Source organism: Paenibacillus lupini, from assembly GCF_011761355.1.
GTDB classification, from domain to species: domain Bacteria; phylum Bacillota; class Bacilli; order Paenibacillales; family Paenibacillaceae; genus Pristimantibacillus; species Pristimantibacillus lupini.
Genome location: NZ_JAASRW010000003.1, coordinates 385,499 through 407,259, shown reverse-complemented (window position 1 = coordinate 407,259; position 21,761 = coordinate 385,499). Strand labels below are relative to the sequence as shown.

16 protein-coding genes are annotated in these 21,761 nt (G+C 48.0%); 2 read left to right on the top strand and 14 right to left on the bottom strand.

Annotated elements, in window-relative coordinates; all coding sequences use genetic code 11:
* Window positions 1–62 precede the first annotated feature (62 nt).
* Complete coding sequence (locus FHS17_RS11395; RefSeq protein ID WP_167278522.1) at window positions 63–5,507, bottom strand: endo-1,4-beta-xylanase; 5,445 nt, start codon at window positions 5,505–5,507, stop codon at window positions 63–65.
* A 267-nt stretch (window positions 5,508–5,774) separates the two neighbouring features.
* Between FHS17_RS11395 and FHS17_RS11390 the strand changes: the two genes are divergently transcribed.
* Window positions 5,775–6,506: a suppressor of fused domain protein gene (locus FHS17_RS11390; protein WP_167278521.1), complete on the top strand. Its 732-nt coding sequence runs from the start codon at window positions 5,775–5,777 to the stop codon at window positions 6,504–6,506.
* 292 nt (window positions 6,507–6,798) lie between these two features.
* On the opposite strand, the gene urtE is transcribed toward FHS17_RS11390, so the two are convergent.
* The 11 genes from urtE to FHS17_RS11335 all read right to left on the bottom strand — a co-directional run bounded on the left by urtE (window position 6,799) and on the right by FHS17_RS11335 (window position 17,813).
* Window positions 6,799–7,497, bottom strand: coding sequence for an urea ABC transporter ATP-binding subunit UrtE (gene urtE, locus FHS17_RS11385; protein ID WP_167278520.1), 699 nt, complete (start codon window positions 7,495–7,497; stop codon window positions 6,799–6,801).
* Window positions 7,475–8,251 carry an urea ABC transporter ATP-binding protein UrtD gene (gene urtD / locus FHS17_RS11380; RefSeq protein ID WP_167278519.1) on the bottom strand — a complete coding sequence of 259 codons (777 nt, stop codon included), beginning with the start codon at window positions 8,249–8,251 and terminating at the stop codon, window positions 7,475–7,477. Before urtD ends, urtE begins: the two co-directional genes overlap by 23 nt.
* A complete protein-coding gene (gene urtC / locus FHS17_RS11375) occupies window positions 8,223–9,317 on the bottom strand; it encodes an urea ABC transporter permease subunit UrtC (RefSeq protein ID WP_167278518.1) in 1,095 nt (364 codons plus the stop codon). Before urtC ends, urtD begins: the two co-directional genes overlap by 29 nt.
* 17 nt (window positions 9,318–9,334) lie before the next feature.
* Window positions 9,335–10,240 (bottom strand): urea ABC transporter permease subunit UrtB, encoded by a 906-nt coding sequence (urtB, locus tag FHS17_RS11370; RefSeq protein ID WP_167278517.1) that lies wholly within the window; start codon window positions 10,238–10,240, stop codon window positions 9,335–9,337.
* Window positions 10,241–10,353: 113 nt separating this feature from the next.
* Entirely contained in the window at window positions 10,354–11,604 is a 1,251-nt protein-coding gene (gene urtA / locus FHS17_RS11365) for an urea ABC transporter substrate-binding protein (RefSeq protein WP_167278516.1), read from the bottom strand.
* Window positions 11,605–11,977: 373 nt separating this feature from the next.
* Window positions 11,978–12,499, bottom strand: coding sequence for a DinB family protein (locus FHS17_RS11360; RefSeq protein WP_167278919.1), 522 nt, complete (start codon window positions 12,497–12,499; stop codon window positions 11,978–11,980).
* A gap of 73 nt (window positions 12,500–12,572) precedes the next feature.
* A complete protein-coding gene (locus FHS17_RS11355) occupies window positions 12,573–13,481 on the bottom strand; it encodes a helix-turn-helix transcriptional regulator (protein ID WP_167278515.1) in 909 nt (302 codons plus the stop codon).
* Between the two features lie 50 nt (window positions 13,482–13,531).
* Window positions 13,532–14,683, bottom strand: coding sequence for an enolase C-terminal domain-like protein (locus FHS17_RS11350; protein WP_167278514.1), 1,152 nt, complete (start codon window positions 14,681–14,683; stop codon window positions 13,532–13,534).
* A gap of 217 nt (window positions 14,684–14,900) precedes the next feature.
* A complete protein-coding gene (locus FHS17_RS11345; RefSeq protein WP_167278513.1) occupies window positions 14,901–15,413 on the bottom strand; it encodes an Hcp family type VI secretion system effector in 513 nt (170 codons plus the stop codon).
* A 584-nt stretch (window positions 15,414–15,997) separates the two neighbouring features.
* Window positions 15,998–16,654, bottom strand: a complete 657-nt coding sequence (locus tag FHS17_RS11340; RefSeq protein WP_167278512.1) for an SDR family NAD(P)-dependent oxidoreductase — start codon at window positions 16,652–16,654, stop codon at window positions 15,998–16,000.
* A gap of 199 nt (window positions 16,655–16,853) precedes the next feature.
* Complete coding sequence (locus FHS17_RS11335) at window positions 16,854–17,813, bottom strand: MraY family glycosyltransferase (RefSeq protein ID WP_341805826.1); 960 nt, start codon at window positions 17,811–17,813, stop codon at window positions 16,854–16,856.
* Between the two features lie 139 nt (window positions 17,814–17,952).
* Here FHS17_RS11335 and FHS17_RS11330 point away from each other — a divergent pair, with 139 nt between their 5' ends.
* Window positions 17,953–18,285, top strand: a complete 333-nt coding sequence (locus tag FHS17_RS11330; protein WP_167278511.1) for a hypothetical protein — start codon at window positions 17,953–17,955, stop codon at window positions 18,283–18,285.
* 49 nt (window positions 18,286–18,334) lie between these two features.
* Here the strand turns inward: FHS17_RS11330 and FHS17_RS11325 are convergent, their stop codons facing one another.
* Entirely contained in the window at window positions 18,335–19,549 is a 1,215-nt protein-coding gene (locus FHS17_RS11325) for an RCC1 domain-containing protein (protein WP_167278510.1), read from the bottom strand.
* 59 nt (window positions 19,550–19,608) lie between these two features.
* On the bottom strand, window positions 19,609–21,717 hold the full coding sequence (locus tag FHS17_RS11320; RefSeq protein ID WP_167278509.1) for a GMC family oxidoreductase: 2,109 nt from the start codon (window positions 21,715–21,717) through the stop codon (window positions 19,609–19,611).
* Window positions 21,718–21,761: the final 44 nt, after the last annotated feature.

Genomic DNA, 21,761 nt, shown 5'->3' with positions numbered 1-21,761 from the left:
CGAAAGCACCCTGCAGACCAGAGTCTGTAGGGTGCTTTCCTTTTATCCTTGCGGATTCGAAATTATAGTGACTTCATTAACAATTGATACAGAATAACTGCCGCCTGAGCACGAGTTGCTGTTCCCTTAGGATCAAACTTGTCGTTGCCGACGCCTTTGATGATGCCTGCCTGATTCATAACAGTCACCGCTTCTTGGGCATAACTTGCAATGTCTTGCGCGTCGCGGAAGCCAGATGCCGGATTCTCCTCATACAGCATAATTCCTGCTTTCTGAATCGCTTGATATGCCATAGCAGCCATCTCTTGACGAGTAATCTTGTTGTTGATGCCAAACGATCCATCAGTCAGTCCAGACACGATACCAAGCTGCTGAGCTGAAGCGATCGAGTTATAATACCATGCGCCTTGCTTAACATCCGAGAAAGTACTTATTGAGTTAACCTGGTTCAGGTCAAGCACCAGCATTAACATTTGGATAAACTCGGCTCTTGTAACCGAATTGCCTGGTGCAAATGAATCTTTTGTAACTCCATTTACAATTCCACGTGCAGCTAGTCCCTCAATACTTTCACTTGCCCATGCGACTGCTTTTGCATCGTTGAAATGTACGGGATTGGCGATGGCGGTGTATTTACTGAAGTGCTTCGCGTTAAATTCCACCATGCCCGTATCCTTGTTGTAACGGCCATTCTTGATCACTTCGAGCTTGCCATCATCCGTCAAATAGTAGATCACGACCTGACCCGGGTTTTCACCAGGCTTAAGCGTGTAAGGTACCGCTACTTTCACCGGTTGACCTTGACCGAAGTCGGTGATTTTCACACCATTAACGCTCAGGTTGAAGTCATATACAGTGTTCATCCCTACGACTCCGCGCACTTCTTGGGGCAACGTACTGTTGTCCACCTTAGCTATGGTTAATTCAACATTTGCATGACTTGCCGTGCCTTCGAATAACGATACAGGCAGCTGTACAGACGCGAATCCGGAGGAAATCTCGATACGTTTAATGCCTGCTTCTTTGGCTGCTTCCACCTGATCAACCGGTATAGAGACCGTAACCTGCTTCATATTCTGGACATCTTGAACTTGTAACTTCAGGGTACCAGCCTGCGCTTCAGATAGAGCTTTTTTCACATCATCGGCTGTGACTGAAGCTTTGGCATTACCATTTGCATCAACTTCTGCCTTCACTTCACCAGGCTTCACAGGAGTTTGATCTGTAGGTGTTGATGGAGAAGTCCCCGAATTCGTACTTTTATTCGTAGTCGCTTGCGCTGCAGCGGATAGCTCGGATTCACCTGCCTCATTGACAGCCATCACCTTGTAGAAATAGGTAGTCGATGCGGACAAGCCGCTATTACGGAGATTGGTTTCGGTAATCAACTTTGTATTCACTTTGCTATATTCACCATCTGCGAAAGCAGAACGATAAACATTGTAGCCCGTTGCGTTGTCCGCAGCTGTCCAGCTGACTTCAATCTCGCTTGTGCTCTTCGCTTGTGCGGAAACATTAGTCGGTGCTGCAGGTGCAGCTGGAACTTCGACTTTTTTCGGCCAGTCAACCAGAAGTTGATCAGCAGTGCCGCCGGCACCAATCTTCTCCACTTTAATCCAGTTGATCGTATAGGCATTGCCACCGCCGCCGCCACGGATGGCAATATTGCCAATCAGGCCATTGGCAGGCTGTGAACCATCCAATTGGATTTCTGTTGTTAAGGTGTAGCTTCCCATATTCACCATGCCGCTGTTGAAGTACGCAGGTAGTGCTGCAGCTACTTCGCTAGCTGAATACGGATGGCTATTGACGGCCGCTCCATCAGCCTCGGTGTAACCGCCGTTTGTATCATCTTTGCTCCAACGAACACGAAGGGCAGTCGTCCCTTTCGCGGTGTAGTTGAAGCTAAGACGGTATTTCGCATCCTTCTCCGGTGTGAAGGCTGCTTTGCCATCCTCACCAGCCGTCGACCACGGCCACGCATTCGCGTCATTGCCTAGGATGATATTCGCGCCGGTCCAAGCATCTCCATTACCAGCGTCATAGACATGGACACCGTCAAGCGGCTCTTGCTTCGGACCAGTCTCCGGCTCAATGTATTCATGAGTTCCAAGATACGCAGCAGGATCCAGAACCGCCACCAACGCATCTTTGGCCAGCCCTTCCGAAGTAAACAGCAGTGCAAATTCGCCAGCACGCCAGCCAGTTGTTGCATCTCTCACACCGCAAATACTTATGCGATCGATAACTTTCGGGTTGTCCGTCTTGTTGGCTGAACCTGTCGCATACTTTTTGTAAATCTGGAACAACTCAGCAAACTTCATAGCCTGGTTGTTCTCATTCTCTGGAGTGAGAACACCAACAGGCGGGCTGCCAATATCCATCTCAGTAATATTGATACTGACACCTGGGAGCGTCGCGAACAGCTTAATGGAATTCTCGACATCTTCCGCACTTGTGGTTAGGTTGTAATGCGATTGCATACCGATGACTTCAATTAAAGGCTTGCCGTTTGGACGAACGCCAGCGTAACGCTCGTTAATGTCCTTAACCATCTCATAGACAACTCGAGCTTTGCTCGGTGAATCAAGACCAAAGTCATTGTAGATCAGTTTGACATCCCAATCTGGATGACTGTCCACCACGCTGGCCGCTTTCAAGAATGCGAGCTCAACCCACTCCCAGCCTAGCGCCATGTACCAGCCCTCTCCTTTAGCAAGCGAGGCTTTCCAGTCGTTCGGATTCGCTGTGCCAACAGCTTCATTAACTACGTCGATGCCTGTAAGACGTCCACCGTAGTAACCAAGTACATTCTCAATGTGATTATTGAGATTGGCTAAGGCGGTGTCTTTGTCGAACGTGCCTGGCTGTCCATATCTTGCAGGCGGCGCGTCCCACATCCACGTAGGTGTCTGCGAATGCCAAGCCAGCGTATGCCCATAGAACAGCATGTCCTGGTTCTGGCTAGTAAGGTTGTTGAACATATTGTCTGTGCTGTCGTACGTAAAAGTGCCCTTAACATTTTGCGTGCTTTCAGGCTTCATCTGATTGCCAGGCGTAAACGAGGCAAAATTGTGGATCAAGGCATTATTCTCGCCTGCGCCAAAAATCCCCATAGTGAAGTAATCTTTGTAGACATCCTTCAGCGCCGGATATGCTTCATAAGTTTGGCCCGAAGGCGGGATTACGATCGCAGGCTCTTCGGTTTCTCCAGGCTCTGTGCCTGGATCGTCGATTCCTTCCGGCCAATTAACAAGCAGCTTATCAACTGCACCGCCGGAACCAATCTTCTCTACTTTGATCCAGTTAATCAAGAAACTGTTGCCGCCTGCTCCTCCGCGGATGCCGATGTTGCCAATCAGGCCATCAGCAGGCTGGGTGCCATCCATTGTAACTTCACTAGTTAACGTATAGGTTCCGGCATTCACCATACCACTGTTGAAGTAAGCAGGTATTGCAGCAGCAACTTGGCTGGCTGAATACGGATGAGCGTTAACTGCTGCGGCATCGGCCGAGGTGTAGCCTCCGTTTGATTCATCTTTGAGCCAGCGCACGCGTATAGCATTTGTACCCATCGAGGTGTAATTGACGGAGATCCGATACGCCGAGTCTTTCTCAGGAGTGAAGGCCACTTGGCCATCCTCGCCTGCCGTTGACCATGGCCATGCGCTCGCGTTATTGCCTAGAACGATGTTCGCACCAGACCAACTGTCTCCGTTATTCGTGTTGTAAATATGGACGCCTTGCGTTCCGGCCTTTGGCATACCATCCGGCCAATTAACCAGCAATTTATCGGACGCATCGCCGGTACTAATTTTCTCCACTTTGATCCAATTGATAGAGAAGCTATTGCCGCCTGCCCCTCCGCGTATAGCAATGTTGCCAATCAGACCATCGGCAGCTTGGGAGCCGTCGAGCTTGATTTCATTCACTAAGGTGTAGCTGTTGCCAGTCGACATGCCACTGTTGAAGTAGGCAGGTAATGAAGTGGCGACCTGGTCAGCCGAATAGGGATGACTGTTGACTGCTGCCGCATCGGCCGAAGTAAAGGAGCCGTTTGTATCATCTTTCAGCCAACGCATACGTATAGCATTAGTTCCAAGTGATGTTAAATTAACCGAAATACGATACGTCGCATCTTTCTCGGGTTTGAAGGCTGCTTTGCCATCCTCGCCCGCCGTTGACCAAGGCCACGCGCTTGCGTTATTGCCCAAGATGATATTTGCGCCGGACCAAGAGTCCCCTTTGCTTGTATCATAGACATGAATACCGTCGACAGGCTCTTTTTGCTCCTGTTCAGGCTCATCTACAATAGGATTGCCCGCAAGATAAGTGTCGGGATCAAGAACCGCTACCAGCGCTTCTTTGGCTGTTATGTCCGTTCCGCTCGGAGCGTTGAAGAGCAGCGGTAAGCCGTCATGCTTCCAGCTGTCTCCATCATTTGAGCCCCAGAACGTCACGCGTTCGATAACCTTCGGGTTATCCGTGGTATTCGCCGGACCCGCGGCGTATTTCTTGTAGATTTGGAAAAACTGTGCGTATTTTTGGGCTTGCGCCACAGCCTGCTCCGAAGTGAGAGAACCCAGGTTAGGCCATTCCATATCAAGCTCAGTGACACTCACATTCACGCCCGGTAAGGTTGCGAACAGCTTAATGGAAGCTTCTACATTCTCGGGCTTCGTGCTGCTGTTGTAGTGCTCCTGCATACCAATGCCTTCAATTAATGGCTTGCCGTTCGGACGTGTACCGGCGTATTTCTCGTTGATTTCCTTAACCATCGCGTATACGGTTTGGGCTTTGGCTTCGCTGTCGAGGCCAAAATCATTGTAGTACAGCTTAGTGTCCCAGCCGTTCTCGTCAATTACTTTAGCCGCCTCTAGGAAAGCAAGCTCAACCCAATCCGAGCCAAGAGCTAGAGACCAGCCCTCCCCTTTATCCAAGGAGGACTTCCAATCACTTGGGATCGCCTTGCCAATGGCTTCGTTCACCACGTCAATGCTGTAAAGCTGACCGCCATATCTGCCAAGGACACTGTCGATATGGGTATTAAGATTGTCCAGCGCGGTATCCCGATCGAAATTAGGCGCATCCCACATCCAGTTTGGTGTCTGCGAATGCCACGCCAGTGTATGCCCAATTAGTGCAATACCGCTGGACAAGTCGGTAACATTGTTCAGCAGCTCGTCCAAGGTATCAAAGGTATAATTGCCTTTGACGTTCTGCACGCTTTGGGGCTTCATCTCGTTCTCTGGTGTGTACGCATTAAAATTGTAACTAATAAGGCCCGACCTAGGACCGGCCAAGGAACCGACCGTACCAACCTTGAAGTAATCCTTATACACGTCCTTCAACGCCGGGTATTGATCGTAATTCAGCCCAGCTGGAGCAAGCTGCGACTCGGACTCGGAGTTAGGCTCACTCGCAACAGCTGTTGTTGCAAAACTGACGGATGAGGAAACCATCGCAGTAATGAGTGTTAGAGAAAGACATCTTTTCAAATTTCGCAAAATGGATATAGCCTCCTTTTTCTAATGTTTACACAGCACAAACTATGAATGCGCTTTCATAAGTGTAATTGTACTCATTATCCTAACAAAACTCCCCAAAAATGTTACTATATTCTTCTCAAATATTGCGATATCTCAAGTATTTATCGTGAACACCCAAAAAAGACTGTAACAGCCTGCCAACGGCAAACTATCACAGCAGTATGCAAGAAACATACAAAATTGTATTATTTAATTAATTATATTAAATCTCCCAAAGGAGTCCTTATGAAAACAGAAGAACGCTCGCCTGCTGGAAGTATCATTTATCGCCATCAACCATCGAACCACTCTTTTACTTTTGCTCAAGCTAATGAGGTCTCCATTGATTTAATTTCCCAGCATGTTGAGAAGCATATCGGGCCAATTCAAGCTGTTTTCCATGAAGTTATCTCCGATCTCATTCATCTGGATATCTTGTTCGTCGCTCCAACCAAAGAGAGAAACTACATTACCTTAATAACCTGCGGAATGAGTAATATATCAATGACAGTGCCTGATGGAGCAGAAGATTTCCGTTATGCCGAACTTATGATTTGTCTCCCTGCTTCTTGGGAACTATCTGAAGAGAGCTTCAAAAGCGAAGAGAATTATTGGCCCATCAGAAGCCTAAAGACGCTTGCGCGTTTTCCGCACGAGTATAAAACTTGGCTGTATGCAGGCCATACGATTCCAAATAACAATCCTGTAGAGCCCTATGCAAAAAATACAAAGCTGTCGGGTATGATGCTTACCCTTCCCACTACAGTCCAATCGCCTAAAGAGTTCTTTACGCTACCGATTTTACCTGGCAAGGAAGTACACTTCTTCAACTTAATGCCTCTTTATAATAGTGAAATGAGCTTTAAACTCAAGCATGGCTCAGATGCCTTATTAGAGAAGCTTGATAAAGCTGGCGTAACCCCTATAGTCGATCCAGGACGCAAAAATACCTGCAAAAAGTGGTTAGGCTTGTTCTAACAGACTAAGAAAAGAGCAGTTCCTTCAATTAGAGGAACTGCTCTTTTAATGAACACTAATGTATTCCGTAGCTCGGTGCAGCCGATTTTGACTGGCGTCACGCTGCCTATTGCACAACCGCTTTTATTTCCCTTGGATCTTACATTGGATTTCATCCAATATTTACACTAAATTGGGGATAGCTTCGAACCTTGATTGGAATAAATCCAATAAAATCCTCCGCGTATCATTCTATTGGAGATAATCCAATGTAGCTCACGTCTTTAGACAGATCCAAGAGATCCTATTTCAGTTACACCGTCAAATACTTCTTAATGACCTCATCACTCAGCGCTTCAAGGCCGCCTTCCCATGCGATAGCACCCTTCTCTAACACATAGAAATAATCTCCGACGCTCTTCACAAAATCAAGGCTTTGCTCCACCAGCAAAATCGATGTCTTCCCATCCGCCTTAATGGATCGGATTACATCACGAATGTCATCGACGATAGATGGCTGGATGCCCTCGCATGGTTCATCGAGCAGTAACAAGTCCGGCTTTGAAGCGAGCGCTCGAGCAAAAGCCAGCTGCTGCTGCTGGCCGCCGCTTAGATCACCTCCGCGCCGAGTGTACATCGTGGGCAGCACCGGGAACTTGGCGATTGCCTCCTCCGGAATGGACTGGAGCTTATTGTCCCGCGAAGCCTCAAGGCCGACCAATATATTCTCATAGACGGTCAGCTGTCCGAAGATTTCACGTCCCTGCGGCACATAACCGATTCCACTCTTCGCGCGGCGTCCCGGTGCAGCCTTCGTAAGCTCTCGCCCGTTGTATGCGACCGTTCCTTTACGCGCTTTAAGCAAGCCCATAATACTCTTCATCAGTGTCGTCTTCCCGACACCATTACGTCCAAGCAGGCAGACGACCTGCCCAGGCTCTACCCGCAGGGTCACGTTACGCAAAATGACGCTTTCCCCATAACCCGCTTCAAGCTGTTGAACGGCTAACATCCGCATCCCGCCTTTTCCCTAGATAGACTTCAGCTACACGGTCATCCCGCTGCACCTCTTCCATCGACCCTTCCTTCAGCAGCTTCCCTTCATGCATGACCGTCACCTTGCTCGCAAAATTACGAACAAACTCCATATCATGCTCCACCACAACGATTGAACGATGCCGGGCTATCTCAATTAATAGCTCGCCTGTTTTATCTGTTTCTTTATCAGTCATCCCTGCTACAGGTTCATCCAGCAGCAAGACTTCCGGTTCTTGAAGCAGCATCATGCCAATCTCGAGCCATTGCTTCTCGCCATGCGATAAGCCGCCCGCCCGCCAATCCGCCTTATCCTGCAGCCCGATCATAACAAGCTGATGTTCAATACGTTCCCGCTCCTCCGCCTTCATCCGGGCAAACATCACCGTAAACACGCCGCGCCGCTGGCGCATGGCAATCTCCAAATTCTCAAACACCGTCATTGATGGGAAAATCGACGGCGCTTGGAACTTGCGGCCGATGCCAAGCTCGGCGATCTGATGCTCTTTTTTCTTCGCGATATCGATGGATTGCTTGAAGGTAACCGAGCCAGTCGTCGGCTTTACCTTACCGCAGATCACGTCCAGCATCGTTGTTTTACCAGCACCATTTGGTCCGATTAAAAAACGAAGCTCTTCTTTCTGCAAATGCAGGCTCATGCCCTGAATCGCTTTGAACCCATCAAACGCCACTGTCACCTCATCACACTGCAGGATGCTCGATTCCGTCATGCTCCGCCTCACTCCTGACTTCTCTTGATTTGCTGAACTTAAGCTTACTGACCAGGCCCGCCAGCCCGTTTGGCAGAAAGACAACAACAAGGATAAACACGCCACCGAGGAAATACGTCCATCCTTCCGGATAGGTCGTGCTGAACTCGCTTTTCGCCCAGTTCATCAGCACTGCGCCAAGTGCGGCACCAATTAATGTGCCACGGCCACCAATAGCAACCCACAGCACCATCTCAATCGAAGGTACAATCCCCATCATAGAAGGAGAAATTATACCAACATGGAGGACAAACAGCATCCCTGCAATCCCCGCAATCGCAGCCGACAATGTGAAAATAACCATCTGATAAACAGCTGGATTATAGCCGATGAAGCGAACCCGGTTCTCTCCGTCACGGATGGCACGAAGCACTTTGCCGAACCGGCTTTTCACGACATAACGACACAAGATAAATACCGCCACCAGCACCGCCGCCGTCACCCAATACAACAACCTTTTCGTATCCGGCGAAGCAATGGATTCCCCTAATATTTTGCTAAAACCCGTAACGCCGTTCGTCCCGCCAGTATAGGCTTGCTGACCAACAAGCAGCGTTGTCGTGATGATAACAAGAGCCTGCGTAAGAATCGTGAAATAGACGCCGCGAATTCGATTACGGAAGGTAAAGAATCCAAGAAACAGCGCCAATGCAGCAGGTATGAGAATCCCCATCAGCACTGCAAATCCGAAATTCTCAAACGGCTTCCAGAACCACGGCAGCTCGCTTAATCCGCTCCAGCCCATAAAATCCGGAAGTTTCCCGCCGCTTGCCTCAAGCTTTAAGTACATCGCCATCGCATAGGCGCCAAGACCAAAGAAGATACCATGCCCTAAGCTCAGAATACCGGTGTAGCCCCAGATGAGATCGAGGCCAGGCGCAACAATCGCAAAGGCTAGAAACTTGGCGAGCAGATTCAGCCGGAAGTCGTTTAAGAACATCGGGGCTGAGAACATCGTAGCGGCAGCCGCTGCATATCCGGCGAGCAGCCATAAACGTTGGGGAGATAATTTTCTTAGTGTCAACATCAATTCTCCACCTTTCTCTATGAATCAAGCGAACGCGAGCGCATCGCGATGAACCCCATCGGTCTCCATTGCAGGAAAGCAACGATACAGATGAATACGAGTACTTTGCCAAGCGATGCATTCGTCCAATATTCGAACATCGTATTAAACACGCCGATCCCAAGCGCACCAAGCACGGTCCCAACCAGCTTGCCGACCCCGCCAAGGACCACAACCATAAAGGCATCTACAATATAATAAGTGCCAAGCGAAGGTCCAATTGGACCAAGCAGCGTAAGCGCACATCCGGCAATGCCTGCAATCCCCGAGCCAATTGCAAATGTCATAGCATCAACGCGGCGAGTCGATACGCCAAGGCATGAGGCCATGTCGCGATTTTGCATAACCGCCCGCATTCTGCGCCCTTCAAGGCTGCGGTAAATATAGAAGTACATCGCCAGCAGCGTGAGAGCGACCAGCCCGATAATAAATAACCGTTTGTATGGAAGCACCGATCCAAGGAAGGTAACACCACCATCCAGCCAGGAAGGGCTCGTCACTGCAACGTTTGGTGCTCCGAAGATAGATCTCGCGAGCTGCTGCAGCACTAGACCAACACCCCAAGTAGCAAGCAGGCTGTCGAGTGGTCTGCCATATAGAAACCGAATGAGACTCATCTCAAGAATAAGGCCGAACAAGAAGGCAATTAAGAAGCTAACAGGGATCGCTAGCACGAAATACCAGTCGAACATCGATTTCGGCAAATAGTCGTTAAATATATTTTGCGTCAAGTACGTGGAGTAAGCGCCGATCATAATAAGCTCCCCGTGCGCCATATTGATCACCTTCATCAAACCAAACGTAATGGCTAAGCCAAGCGCAATCAGCAGCAAAATCGAACTAACGCTCAGCCCATTAAACAACTGCAACACAATTACTTCCATACACCCTCAACTCCTTCATGATTTCCGCCACAAAAGGAAAAGGAGTATCCGAAGCAAAAAACTGTCGAATACTCCCCACCTTAATCGCTGCCGCTTAGCTGAAGCTCACCCGATTAATCCGTCGGTTTGATGCTTGCTGCCCAGTCGTAACCTTTCAGGAATGGATCTGGTTTAACCGCATCTCCGGAGTTCCACAGCTCTTTAAACTGTCCGTCCGCCTGCACTTCGCCGATCCGCACGGTTTTGAAAATATGCTGTGTCTCTCCATCAATTGTCACTTTACCTTCAGGAGCATCCCATTCAAGCCCTTTTGCCGCTTCTTTCACTTTATCCACTTCGGTCGAGCCTGCTTTTTCTACTGCAGCCTTCCACAGGTATACTGCGGTGTAGCCTGCTTCAATTGGGTCTGCCGTTACGCGGTCTTCACCGTATTTCTTCTTATAGTTCTCAACGAAAGTCTTGTTCGCTGGTGTATCCGTCGTTTGATAGTAGTTCCATGCAGCTAATTGTCCTTGCAGCACGTCTACGCCGATGCCGCGAATTTCTTCTTCGGCCACCGACACGGACAATGTCGTCATATCTTTAGCCGTAATGCCTGCATCCTGCAGCTGTTTGAAGAATGCAACGTTACTGTCACCGTTTAGTGTGTTGAACACAACATCTGGTTTCGCTTCTTTGATCTTACTGATGATTGTGCTGTAGTCGGTATGGCCAAGCGGCGTATATTCCTCTCCAACCATTTCTCCGCCTTTTGCTTTCAATTGCTCTTTGATGATCAGATTTGCTGTACGAGGGAATACGTAGTCCGAACCAAGCAGATAGAACTTTTTGCCGCGATTCTCAAGCAGCCAGTCAACCGCCGGAACGATTTGTTGGTTGGTTGTTGCACCTGTATAGAAAATGTTAGGGGAAGCTTCGAGACCTTCATATTGAACCGGATACCATAGTAAGCCGTTCAATTCTTCAAACACCGGTTTCATCGCTTTACGGCTGGAAGACGTCCATCCTCCGAACACGGTTGCGACTTTATCTTCCGAGATCAGCTTACGTGCTTTCTCAGCAAAGGTTGGCCAGTCGGACGCACCGTCCTCTTGGATTGCTTCGATCTTCTTGCCAAGCACGCCGCCGGCTGCGTTTATCTCTTCAATCGCCATCATTTCAGCATCCCGAACGGATACCTCACTGATTGCCATCGTTCCGCTTAAAGAATGCAGCACCCCTACCTTGATTGTGTCGCCGGTTGCAGCTCCCGAGCTGCTCTCTGTTGTCGTGGATGCTGGTTCTTCATTGTTGCCGCAGGCTGCAAGCAGTAAGCTAAGTACCACTGCAACGAGCCCCATCTGATAAAACCATTTCTTTTTCATCTCTCCACTCCCCAACTCTTCTTTGTTTTTGTTCTAATCACGAACATTAAATTGGATTGCATTTCCATCGTTCGCATCATCATTATAGGAGGGGGCAATTTTCATGTCAATATACATGACATTAAAATTAAAAAATGAGGAAATTCGTCTTATTAATTGAGTGGTTTTTGGCATTTTTCGATAAAAAGTGTCATAGTCCGCAGTACGTTAATCAAAATACCAACATTTTATACCATTAAATTAACAAATTATGTTATGTTCATTGCATTTAATCTGCCCTGTAGAGACCACAGAGATGGCTCCCGAGTTGTACATGTGATCACAAAAAAAACAGTGCACGATATACCGCGCACTGTTGCCGTGTTACCCTAGCCTATGAAGCCCCTGACTGTTCCGCAGGCTGCTGATACAAGAATAATACGTAATCGTTCATCGTAGAAGCATGCCCCAACTGACGCAGCATAGTAGAAATATTGCCTCTATGGTAGCTTCCGTGATTAGCCACCTGAAGCACGATCTCTGATAGGCGTGTTTCACGTATTCCGGCATATGGATTGTTAAGCGTAATGGTTCGGTCCAAATCGGACTCACTACCGATCCATTTTCTGAACTGTTCAGATAGCTCGGTGAAAAGTTTGACGTACTCATCAACCGTCTGAAGGATACGCCCATTTAACGGCATGCACTCTTGCAGCGCTTCTCCCATATCGGTGCCCGTTAACACCATATACCACATTTTATCAACGGCATAAATATGATTAAGTGCATGGGCAATCGTTGGGAAAGAGCTATTCACTTCCTGATGCAGTACAGCGGTTGGCAGCTCCTTGATTCTTCTAAGGATCGTCTGGCTTGCCCAAGTGTGGTAGTTAAACATTTCTGATGGATAATTCATCATGTATATCGTCTCCTTTTTGACTGGTCATGTTGTCATTATAAAAAAAGTAGTATGACAACAGTGTGTCATACTACTCATAAAGTTGGAGGGCTTTCTGGAGCTCTTGTTTTAAGATATCTCTTAGTCCACTAGGCTCGAGCACTTCGGCGCCGCTGCCGAAACTTAGCAGAATGGCCCATAGCCAGCAGGCTTCCAGAGGCTTATACACCGGGATTCGCATCATCATGCTGCCGTCCGTATGAAAGGATTTTTCCACATGACCGAACTGATCCATCGCTTCCGCTAAAGCCTCTTGCCCGACCCGGATTACCACATCTTCTACATGAATCTGCTCCCCCACAAATGGACCAGCCTCCTCAGGCACCTCCTGGTGCGGCTGAAAGGTATGCTCTGTCAGGGATAACTCCACCATCCGGGAAAGCCGAAACTCCCGATAATCACAGCGCGTTCGGCAATAACCATACATATACCAGTTGCCATACTTGAAATGCAGCCTGATTGGTTCCATCTCACGGTTTGTCCGCTCATTCTTCCCACTAATGTAATCAAACCGGATAATAGTTCTTGCCGAAATGGCTGTGCGTATTAGCGGAAGAACTTCGGGATCTATCCGGCGGGTTTCAAAATCTACCGCTAAGCTGGAAGTCTGCTGTTCCGTTCCGACCGTTTGCAGTCTCTCGATCGTCCCCTGCGCACGCTCGTCCTCAAAGACGGTGGAAAGACCCTTCAGTACGGTGATCAAAGAATCGACGTCATACGAGCCAAGCAGACTTCTATCCATTTTGAATCCGTCCATCATGCCAAAGCCGCCCTTGTTCCCCTGATACGACACAACCGGAAATCCCGCCGCACAGATCACATCGATATCCCGATAGATCGTTCTCTGAGAAACTTGGAACTCTTCTGCCAGGGTGGATGCCGGCAGCACATCGTTATTAAGCAGCTTGTAGATGATGGAGATCAAGCGCTCTAATTTCATAAATACCTACCTATTTCATAGTGTTGCTCACTATCATACCATTAAGTCCGTTAACGGCTCCAGCCATTTGCCAGAACTCGACTTCCAAATAGCTCCTCATCAAAATCGAGACCAAAACCAGCCTTATTAGGAACGTAGAACTGGCCATTCTCCACCCGATAAGCCGATGTATCCATGCCTTCGATTGCGATATCATCGTATTCGACGAACTCGAAATTATGAATCGCAGCAGCGATATGGCTAAGTGCGAAGATGCCGTAGGCATTACCGTAACAGTGAGGTGCAGAACGCAGTCCCGCTTGGTCCAAATCCGCGCCAAGCTCCAGCCAATGCGTAAAGCCCGGATAAATAATGTCATATTGCAGTACGTCAACAAGACCTTTTTTCGCCCAATGGACGAGATGTGGAGATGCAAGCCCCTCTCCATCGGCAATGAGTACATTTTGTCCACGTTCACGAAGCCACGCTTTCAAATCCGCATACAAGGCATCATCTTCGTGAAATGCCTCTTCGATCCAATGAAGATTCACATCTTGGACGGCTGCCAGCACTTCTTTCGTCAAATTCAAGTTATAAGCATTGTTGGCATCAATCATAATCTTCCCCGCTGGTCCGGCAACTTCGGCGACACCATGAATGATCGCGATATCCCGCTTCGTCCCTTCCCACAGCGGCATGTGCCTGCCTCCGCGGCCGACTTTAATTTTGAAATTCCGATGACCTTTGGCGAAGCCCTGCTCCGCTTCCTCTTTGAGCAGCGCCACTGCATCCTGCTCATTCTGCAGGTGAAGATCATCGAAATACAGCGAAGTATCATAACAAGGGACAACAAGCGGCGAACCCGGCTCGCGATTGACAGCGGTTATTAATTCGTATACAGGAGTATTCTGTCTGCGCCCCAGCCAATCCAGAATCGGATATTCAAGCGGAATACGATACGGCTCAAGCACTTTGCTGTTCTCGTCGAAGAGATCGATCAGCCTCATGCCAACAACGGCCTCCGCCAATTCCTCCGACAATGATCCTGTGTGACCAAAGCCCGTCTCACCATCAATTGTAATTCGCGCGATACGAACGGAACAATTTTTACCGTGATCTCCAAGCCTGCCGTTCGAACCCGCGCTTCTCGCACGCTCACCTGTAAGAGTCGCAACCTCAATCTTCTCTACTTTCCACTCGGGCTGAAGCTTTGAAATATCCATTCATATCACTCCCTATTATTTAGTCAGCTTTATATCAATTCCATCTTCATCCAATATATTATGCGAAGAACTAATATGTCAAAATAAAATATATTCATTATATTATTTTGATGATTGGCCAAAAAGAACACTAAATAGGGCTGTAACTGGCAGCATGTTGCTACCAATTACAGCCCTGCTTATGGATATTCACTGTATCTTATATTGAACGTGCAGCTTAAATTTTAATTAACTTCTTGAGGTCAAAGCCGCCCTTAATCGTCGCACCGGCCGTACCATCCGCTTTTAAAGCAGTGTAAGACATGTTAATAGATGAATAGCCGACTTTTATCGTTTCAACGCCACCATCAAAGCTATAAGAATTTAATACGACGTCGGTCAAGTCAACCGTCAGGAAAGGCTTCGTACCTGTTGCACCTGCCTTCACGAATACAATCGATGCGCTCTTAATAACCGTCGACATCGCAGCTGCCTGCATGAGTTGAATAGAGGCAGAATCGGTCGGCTTCGTGAATTGAATTCCATTGAAGGTAGGTTTACTAATGGCTATACCGGTTCCTGAACCAGCAACTACGGATGTGTTTTCCACCCCAAACTTGACGTTGTCATTTAGTGCAATCCACTTCTCATAACCCTTCGTAACGGAGTCTCCGCTAAAGCCTTCGAGCTTCAGATAAACATCATAGACGTGTTCCTGAGGCTCTGCGCTCGCGAATGGTCCTCCAAACAACGCGACCACCACCAAAGTGATCGCGGCGACGAGCAATAGCGTGACGCTTTTTTTGAATGTGCTTCCAAATGAAAACGTAATAGAAATCCCTCCTAAAAAGAATTATCACCCAACTAACCATGATCAATGGTTAATTGTGATGATTCTTACTTCGTAAGCATAATCCATAAATGATTACCCAACCAAACACACTACATTATTCTGCCAACCCAAAGAAGAGAACGATCAAGCTCATCCCCCTTTTAACGGATTAATAGGCCGTCATACATTTGCATTATACAGGATAATGACTGTTATTTGATACGTTTTGTATCAAATATTTTCTAGGTATGTAACCTTCTCATGTGACATCTCATTGTTTGTCATGTGATATAATTTTCAGCAAAACTTATGGCGGGGGAAAGTCATGTAACTTTAACCCCTACACCGCGTCTAAGGGTGTTGATCTAGCGAATTTCAACACAGAGCTAGTCGTTACATTCGAGGTGGAATAAGACTGATGACTGCAGAAAGGGTACATCGCATATGCAGCGATGTACCCTTAAAGTTAGATATAAATCAAATCTGGGCCCTTACTCAGTACTTTAAGACTGGGCATACACATACTCCACTTCGTTGCGCTCTTGATACAGCTCCCAGTACTTCTCGGCAATTTGATCCGGATCATAAAACGTGCCTTTAGCTACATACCCGCCAATTGAGACTGTACCAACGTAGACATTGTGAGCCTTCAGCTCCTGAGCTAAAGAATAAGTGAGCGAGCGGACCCCAGCTTTACCGATCGATAACGAAGCATATTCAGGATTCGGAGTGATCGCAATTCCACCACCTGTAATAAGAATCGTCCCTTCTCTGCGTTCCACAAATGCCGGTACTACCTGCTTAACGCTCGTCAACGCGCCAACGACATTTACTTTAAATTCATCAATTAATTGCTGTTCGTTTAAGTTAGAAACCGTGGATTGTGAAATGACAGCCGCATTGTAGAGCAATACATCCGGCGTGCCGAACTGTTCTCTAATAACCTGAAATGCATTTTCGACCGACTCTGTGTTCGTTGCATCCGCAGTTATAGCAAACGCCTCGACAGCCTCATCCTTAAGATTATCCACTAACGTATCCAAAGAACCTTGATTACGTGCGATAAGTGCAACCCGGAACCCTTCGGATCCAAATTTACGCGCGACGGCGGCACTCACTCCCTGTCCTGCTCCAACAATAACTAAAAACGGCTTACTCATTCCATCCACTCCCTTACATATTTTTCTATATACTATCATCCCTATCGGAATTTAACAATATAAACATCGAGGAATGCCCGACGTTTTTGTCTTCCAAAGCCCAGTTGAATTAACTATATTAAAAAAACAAAAAAACAGAGTACAGCGTCTTTTCTCGCCGTACTCTGTTTTTCGTGCTTTCGCCCCTACTGACTACCTCTTACACCTGTACCAGCATAAGTATAATAGAGGACAAGCCCATGCATGTGCCCATTAAGCACAGTACCATTAGAGCCTGCTTATGATTAAGTCCCGCCCTCAGCAAACGATAATGAGCCTGACTAGCATCTGCCTGGTAGATCGCTTTTCCTTGCAGAAATCGTTTGATCATCACATACAGGTTATCGAATATCGGTACGCCTAATGCAAGGATCGGAATGAAGATAGAGAGAGCCGTTGCTTGCTTGAAAGCCCCATCTAATGAAATCACAGCGAGCATGAATCCGAGGAAAGTAGCTCCCGCGTCGCCCATAAATATTTTAGCCGGAGGTTTGTTGAATCTTAAATACGCTAATGTTATACCTACTAAAATAATTGCCATACTAGCAGAGTTCGACTGCCCCATCGTTAACGCCACAATAAACAAGGTCATCGCAGATATAGCAGACAACCCGCCCGCTAGTCCATCCAATCCATCCGAGAAGTTGATGACGGTCGTAACCCCAAATATCCACAGCGTGGTTAAAATAAACTGCAAAAAGACAGGAAGCTCAATATATTCACCAGAAAACGGATTAACGAAGCCGGTAAACACAACACCTGCGGCATAGACTAATATAGCAGCGGAGAGCTGAACAATCAGTTTGGGCAGAGCAGGGAAGTCCTTCCCTTTTGTCTTATACCAATCATCTAGTGTACCTATCGCCAGCAACAATAGCCCACCTAGAAAAATAGCCCCTGTTTCCATAGAGAAATCCCGAACGACAACTAAGTAAGCAACAAAAAAGCCAATAAAAATAGCATAACCAGCCGTAAGTGGAATAGGCTTTCGGTGCAGTTTACGCTCAACATTTTTTCTAGGCTTGTCCACAAAATCGATTTTAAACGCAAGCTTGCTGAATGGAGGAATTAACACGAGAACCGTCACAAAAGACAGCAGAAAAGCAATCAAATATAAAATACTATCACCACCATTTGTAGAAATACCTCATTTATTAATTATACCTTTAGCTCGAAGACTGTCGACTGATGTTTCACTGACTATCCACTGACGCCAATAAGTATCTGCAATGTATAAAGATCGACAGGAGGTGCGATTATTGATTTGGAAAAGAAACCTATGGTGCACTTTTATCCTTCTATTTGTTGCTAGTCTGCTGCTTGCTGCTTGTTCCCAGCATGAAGATCATCCCGCAGAAGCAAGAGCGATTGTCTCTAATGTTGTAGTTACTGATAAGGGAACAACGGATGACGGGCACTATTGGATTCTGGCTGTATATCCGGATAAAAAGAAGTTCAAAAGCACCGTTAAACTTAATGTGAAAGAAACACTCTGGAGAACGGTTACGATCAACCGAAAGTACACCGTCCATTACGTCCAACAAGCGGATGGAACTTATGATTTGCTTGAGATCCGACTGCTCATAGATTAAAGGGAGAGCCACCAGATAGGTGACTCTCCCTTTTTGCACTAAACTGTTGTTATAATTTCATTACTCTATAAGCTGACGTCTGATTATGATTAGTAACGATTTTTGCCGGATTCTTAGGGTCGATGATCGTCTCCATACCATTTCCAATCATCCCATTCACGTTATCTCCCCATGCCCATACGTAACCATTCGTATCTAAAGCGTAGAAGCTTCTCGAAGAGGAAGCTGCTACATCAACAACGCCGGTTAACCCGGGAAAATGAAATGGTGTTGTTCGACTGCTCTTCCCGCCACCACTCTGTCCAATCTCGTTGCCGCCCCAGATATACACCGCGCCGTTCTTGGTCAGTGCAAGCGTATTGCCCTTGCTGGCTGCAACCTTAACAACACCGCTGATCCCTTGAACTCTGGCAGGGCTTTTCTGAACCTGCACAGCGGAGACGCCGCCATTACCAAGCTGTCCGCTGCCATTTACTCCCCAAGTCCAAACCGTTCCATCCTTTTTCAGCACGACCGTATGCGGAGATGAACCGCTGGCTACTTGCTGCACGGAGGAAATATTTTTCACCTGCAGAGGCTTATTCCGGTTAGTCTTTGTTCCGTCCGCTAATTGATAGCCTGAATTATCTCCCCATGCCCACAATGTACCGTCATCACGGATCGCATAGGAGGTCTTATTCCCGGCATAAATCGAGATAACATGTGTTAATCCCGGCACTTCTACCGGCTCCCGGCTAAGTTTATTATTCCCTGTGCCAAGCTGACCCGATGTATTATCTCCCCAAGCGAGTACAGCGCCTTTTTTCGTTAAGGCCAGATTATAAGAATTACCTCCGCTAATAGAAACGACGTCTTTCAATTGCGGGATTAAAGTCGGCTGCATAATGTATTCCGCTCTGGAGTCAATGCCTACTTGTCCTGAGTGGTTGAGCCCCCATCCCCAGACCTTGCCATTCGCCATTGCAAAGGCATGTGATCCGCCGGCGACAATTTTGTTAATGCTCTTAATCCCTTTAATTTGGATTGGCAGCGCCGATGCCTTCTTGGAGATTTGACCCGTTGCTAATTGACCCGCAGCATTACTTCCCCATCCCCATACAGTACCGTCACTCTGCAAAACAATGGCAAAGGAATCCCCTGCCGACATGCCAACTTCCCGTTTCTCCGCTCCGTTCGCCTTCTGTAACACGAGTGGCGAAGAACCTAACACAAGTAAGAAGAGTAAAGATAACGCCGTTAAACGAGTCCATAGCTTAAATGCCATGCTCGATCCTCCTATGTAGGTCCGTTTTTACTAGCACAATAGCTTTTTAAATAGATTGGCTAGCCCAGTTTCACCAGGTTTTCCGCAGTACGGAAAGCCAAGGCCATAATCGTCAGCACCGGGTTAACGCCGCCGTTTGTTACGTGAACGGAGCCATCACTCACCCACAGATTGTCATAGCCGTGCACGCGGCCAGATGGATCAGTAACGGATGTCGCAGGATCATTCCCCATACGAAGTGTACCTGCCTGATGTTGTCCTCCACTTAACCCTCCACCGGGCTTGGTTTGCCACACTTCACGCGCTCCGGCAGCCCAAAGCCACTTCTCAGCCTGCTCTCCATTTACTGCCGACGCTCGAAGGGACTCGGGATGAACGCTGCCAGAAAGCGCTGCAACCGGTATGCCAAAACGGTCCTTAACCGACTTCGACAGCAGCACCCTGGAATCGGCGTTTGGAATCTCTTGAATCGGGCCTTGAATTTGACTCGTGCGCAAGAAAGTATCGCGCATTGTCTCCTTGCCTTTGATTCCCCATCTTGCCGCATTCGGCGAAAGTGCCCGATACCAGTGAATAAGAGGCAGCCGGGTAAACTCGTTTGCCAGCAGTCCCCCGCCAATAATCCCCTTATTGCTATGTTCAGAGCTGAAACTCGCTATGCTGACCCCTGGACCAAGGCCGTCTTGAACGATCTCGTCAAAAATCCCATAAGCGCCGGAATAAACATGACCTTGCAGGTTCCTGCCAACTTGGCCGTTCCGATTGCCGATTCCGTCTGGCTCCGCATCGCTTGTGGAATTCAGAAGGAGCCGCGCACTTTCTATCGCTCCCGCAGCAACGACAATATGCCCTGCCCGTATTTGCCGCCGATGGGTCGAACCATTCGATTGCTGCACAAGGCGAACACCGGTCGCATGCCTTCCTCCTTCGGTGTCGATATGCTCGACCATCGTATCGCAGATCAGATCGCAACTGCCTGTAGCTAATGCTCTTACCAGCATGGTGTTGTGCCCGCCGTTCTTGCTGTTCGTCGGACAAGCAAATCCAACGCATTGACCACATCTGCCGCAAGCCTGCCTGCCATCCCTTTCAACGGAGTTAATAAGAAGCGGTACCGCCCCGTAGTGCCATCCCAGCTTTTGGGCAGCGCGGGCTAACCGCTCGGCTTCCAGCGTCAGAGGCATAGCCGGCATGGGATAAGCATTGTGACGTTTGCCTCTCCCAGGATGGGCATTCCCATCACCGGATACGCCAACCTCCCATTCCGCACGCTCGTAATAAGGTTCAAGATCTTCATAATGGATCGGCCAATCGCTTAATGAGCTCCCTTCTGGCACTCCGTAACGGCTTGCCATACGGAAATCATCCGAATGAAACCGCCACGCCTGCGCCCCATAAACCCGTGTACCTCCCCCAACCGTCATCGCATTATTGTGGTAATCACCATCAATAGGCAGCGTCATTCGCTCGCTGCCATTCGCGAGTGCAATCGTGCGAGGGTTCCCTTCCACATCCGGTCCTGTGTTATGCCCATATTTGCTAATCCGGTGATTCCGCAGGTGATCCCTGCCAACCTGATCGTATTGCAGCCAGCTGCCGCGCTCGACGACAAGCACCTGCATTCCCGCTTCGGCAAGGACAGCCGCAGCTACCGATCCCCCTGCTCCGGATCCAATCACAACAGCATCATACCGATCCCGCAGCTGTTCAAGTGATTTTTGCGGCAACTCAGCTTCAGGAGCTGGCGCAGCCGCTCCTTCCACGGGGCCTGGACGAAAACCTATCATATCCCATGACTGACCATTTATATTACCTCCCGCTTCCGGAGTTCCATAGTAACCTTCTGCGGATAGATTCAATAACGTATCAAAAAATAGCTTTGACGAAACAGGCCAGTCCTGAAAAGCATCAAGCTCCGCCTTCTTTAACAGTTCATCTTGCTCATTAGCCGATAAATTTGAAAATGGCGTTCCATGAAGCTTTAATGCTTCCTCCTCCATGGAGCGGAGTCCCGGTTCAATAACCTTCGTCCAATCTGCTGCACCTGTCGCGGCATATTGCTCCAAATAGGTTAAAACGCCAGCTTCACTCGCTGACTGCCAATCATCCTTAGGAATCATTCTATCCGTAATCGCTTTCAACAGAGAATCTGCATCATATTGACTCATTCCCTTGACCCCTCCCTGATTCTAGCTACCTCTCCATCATAATC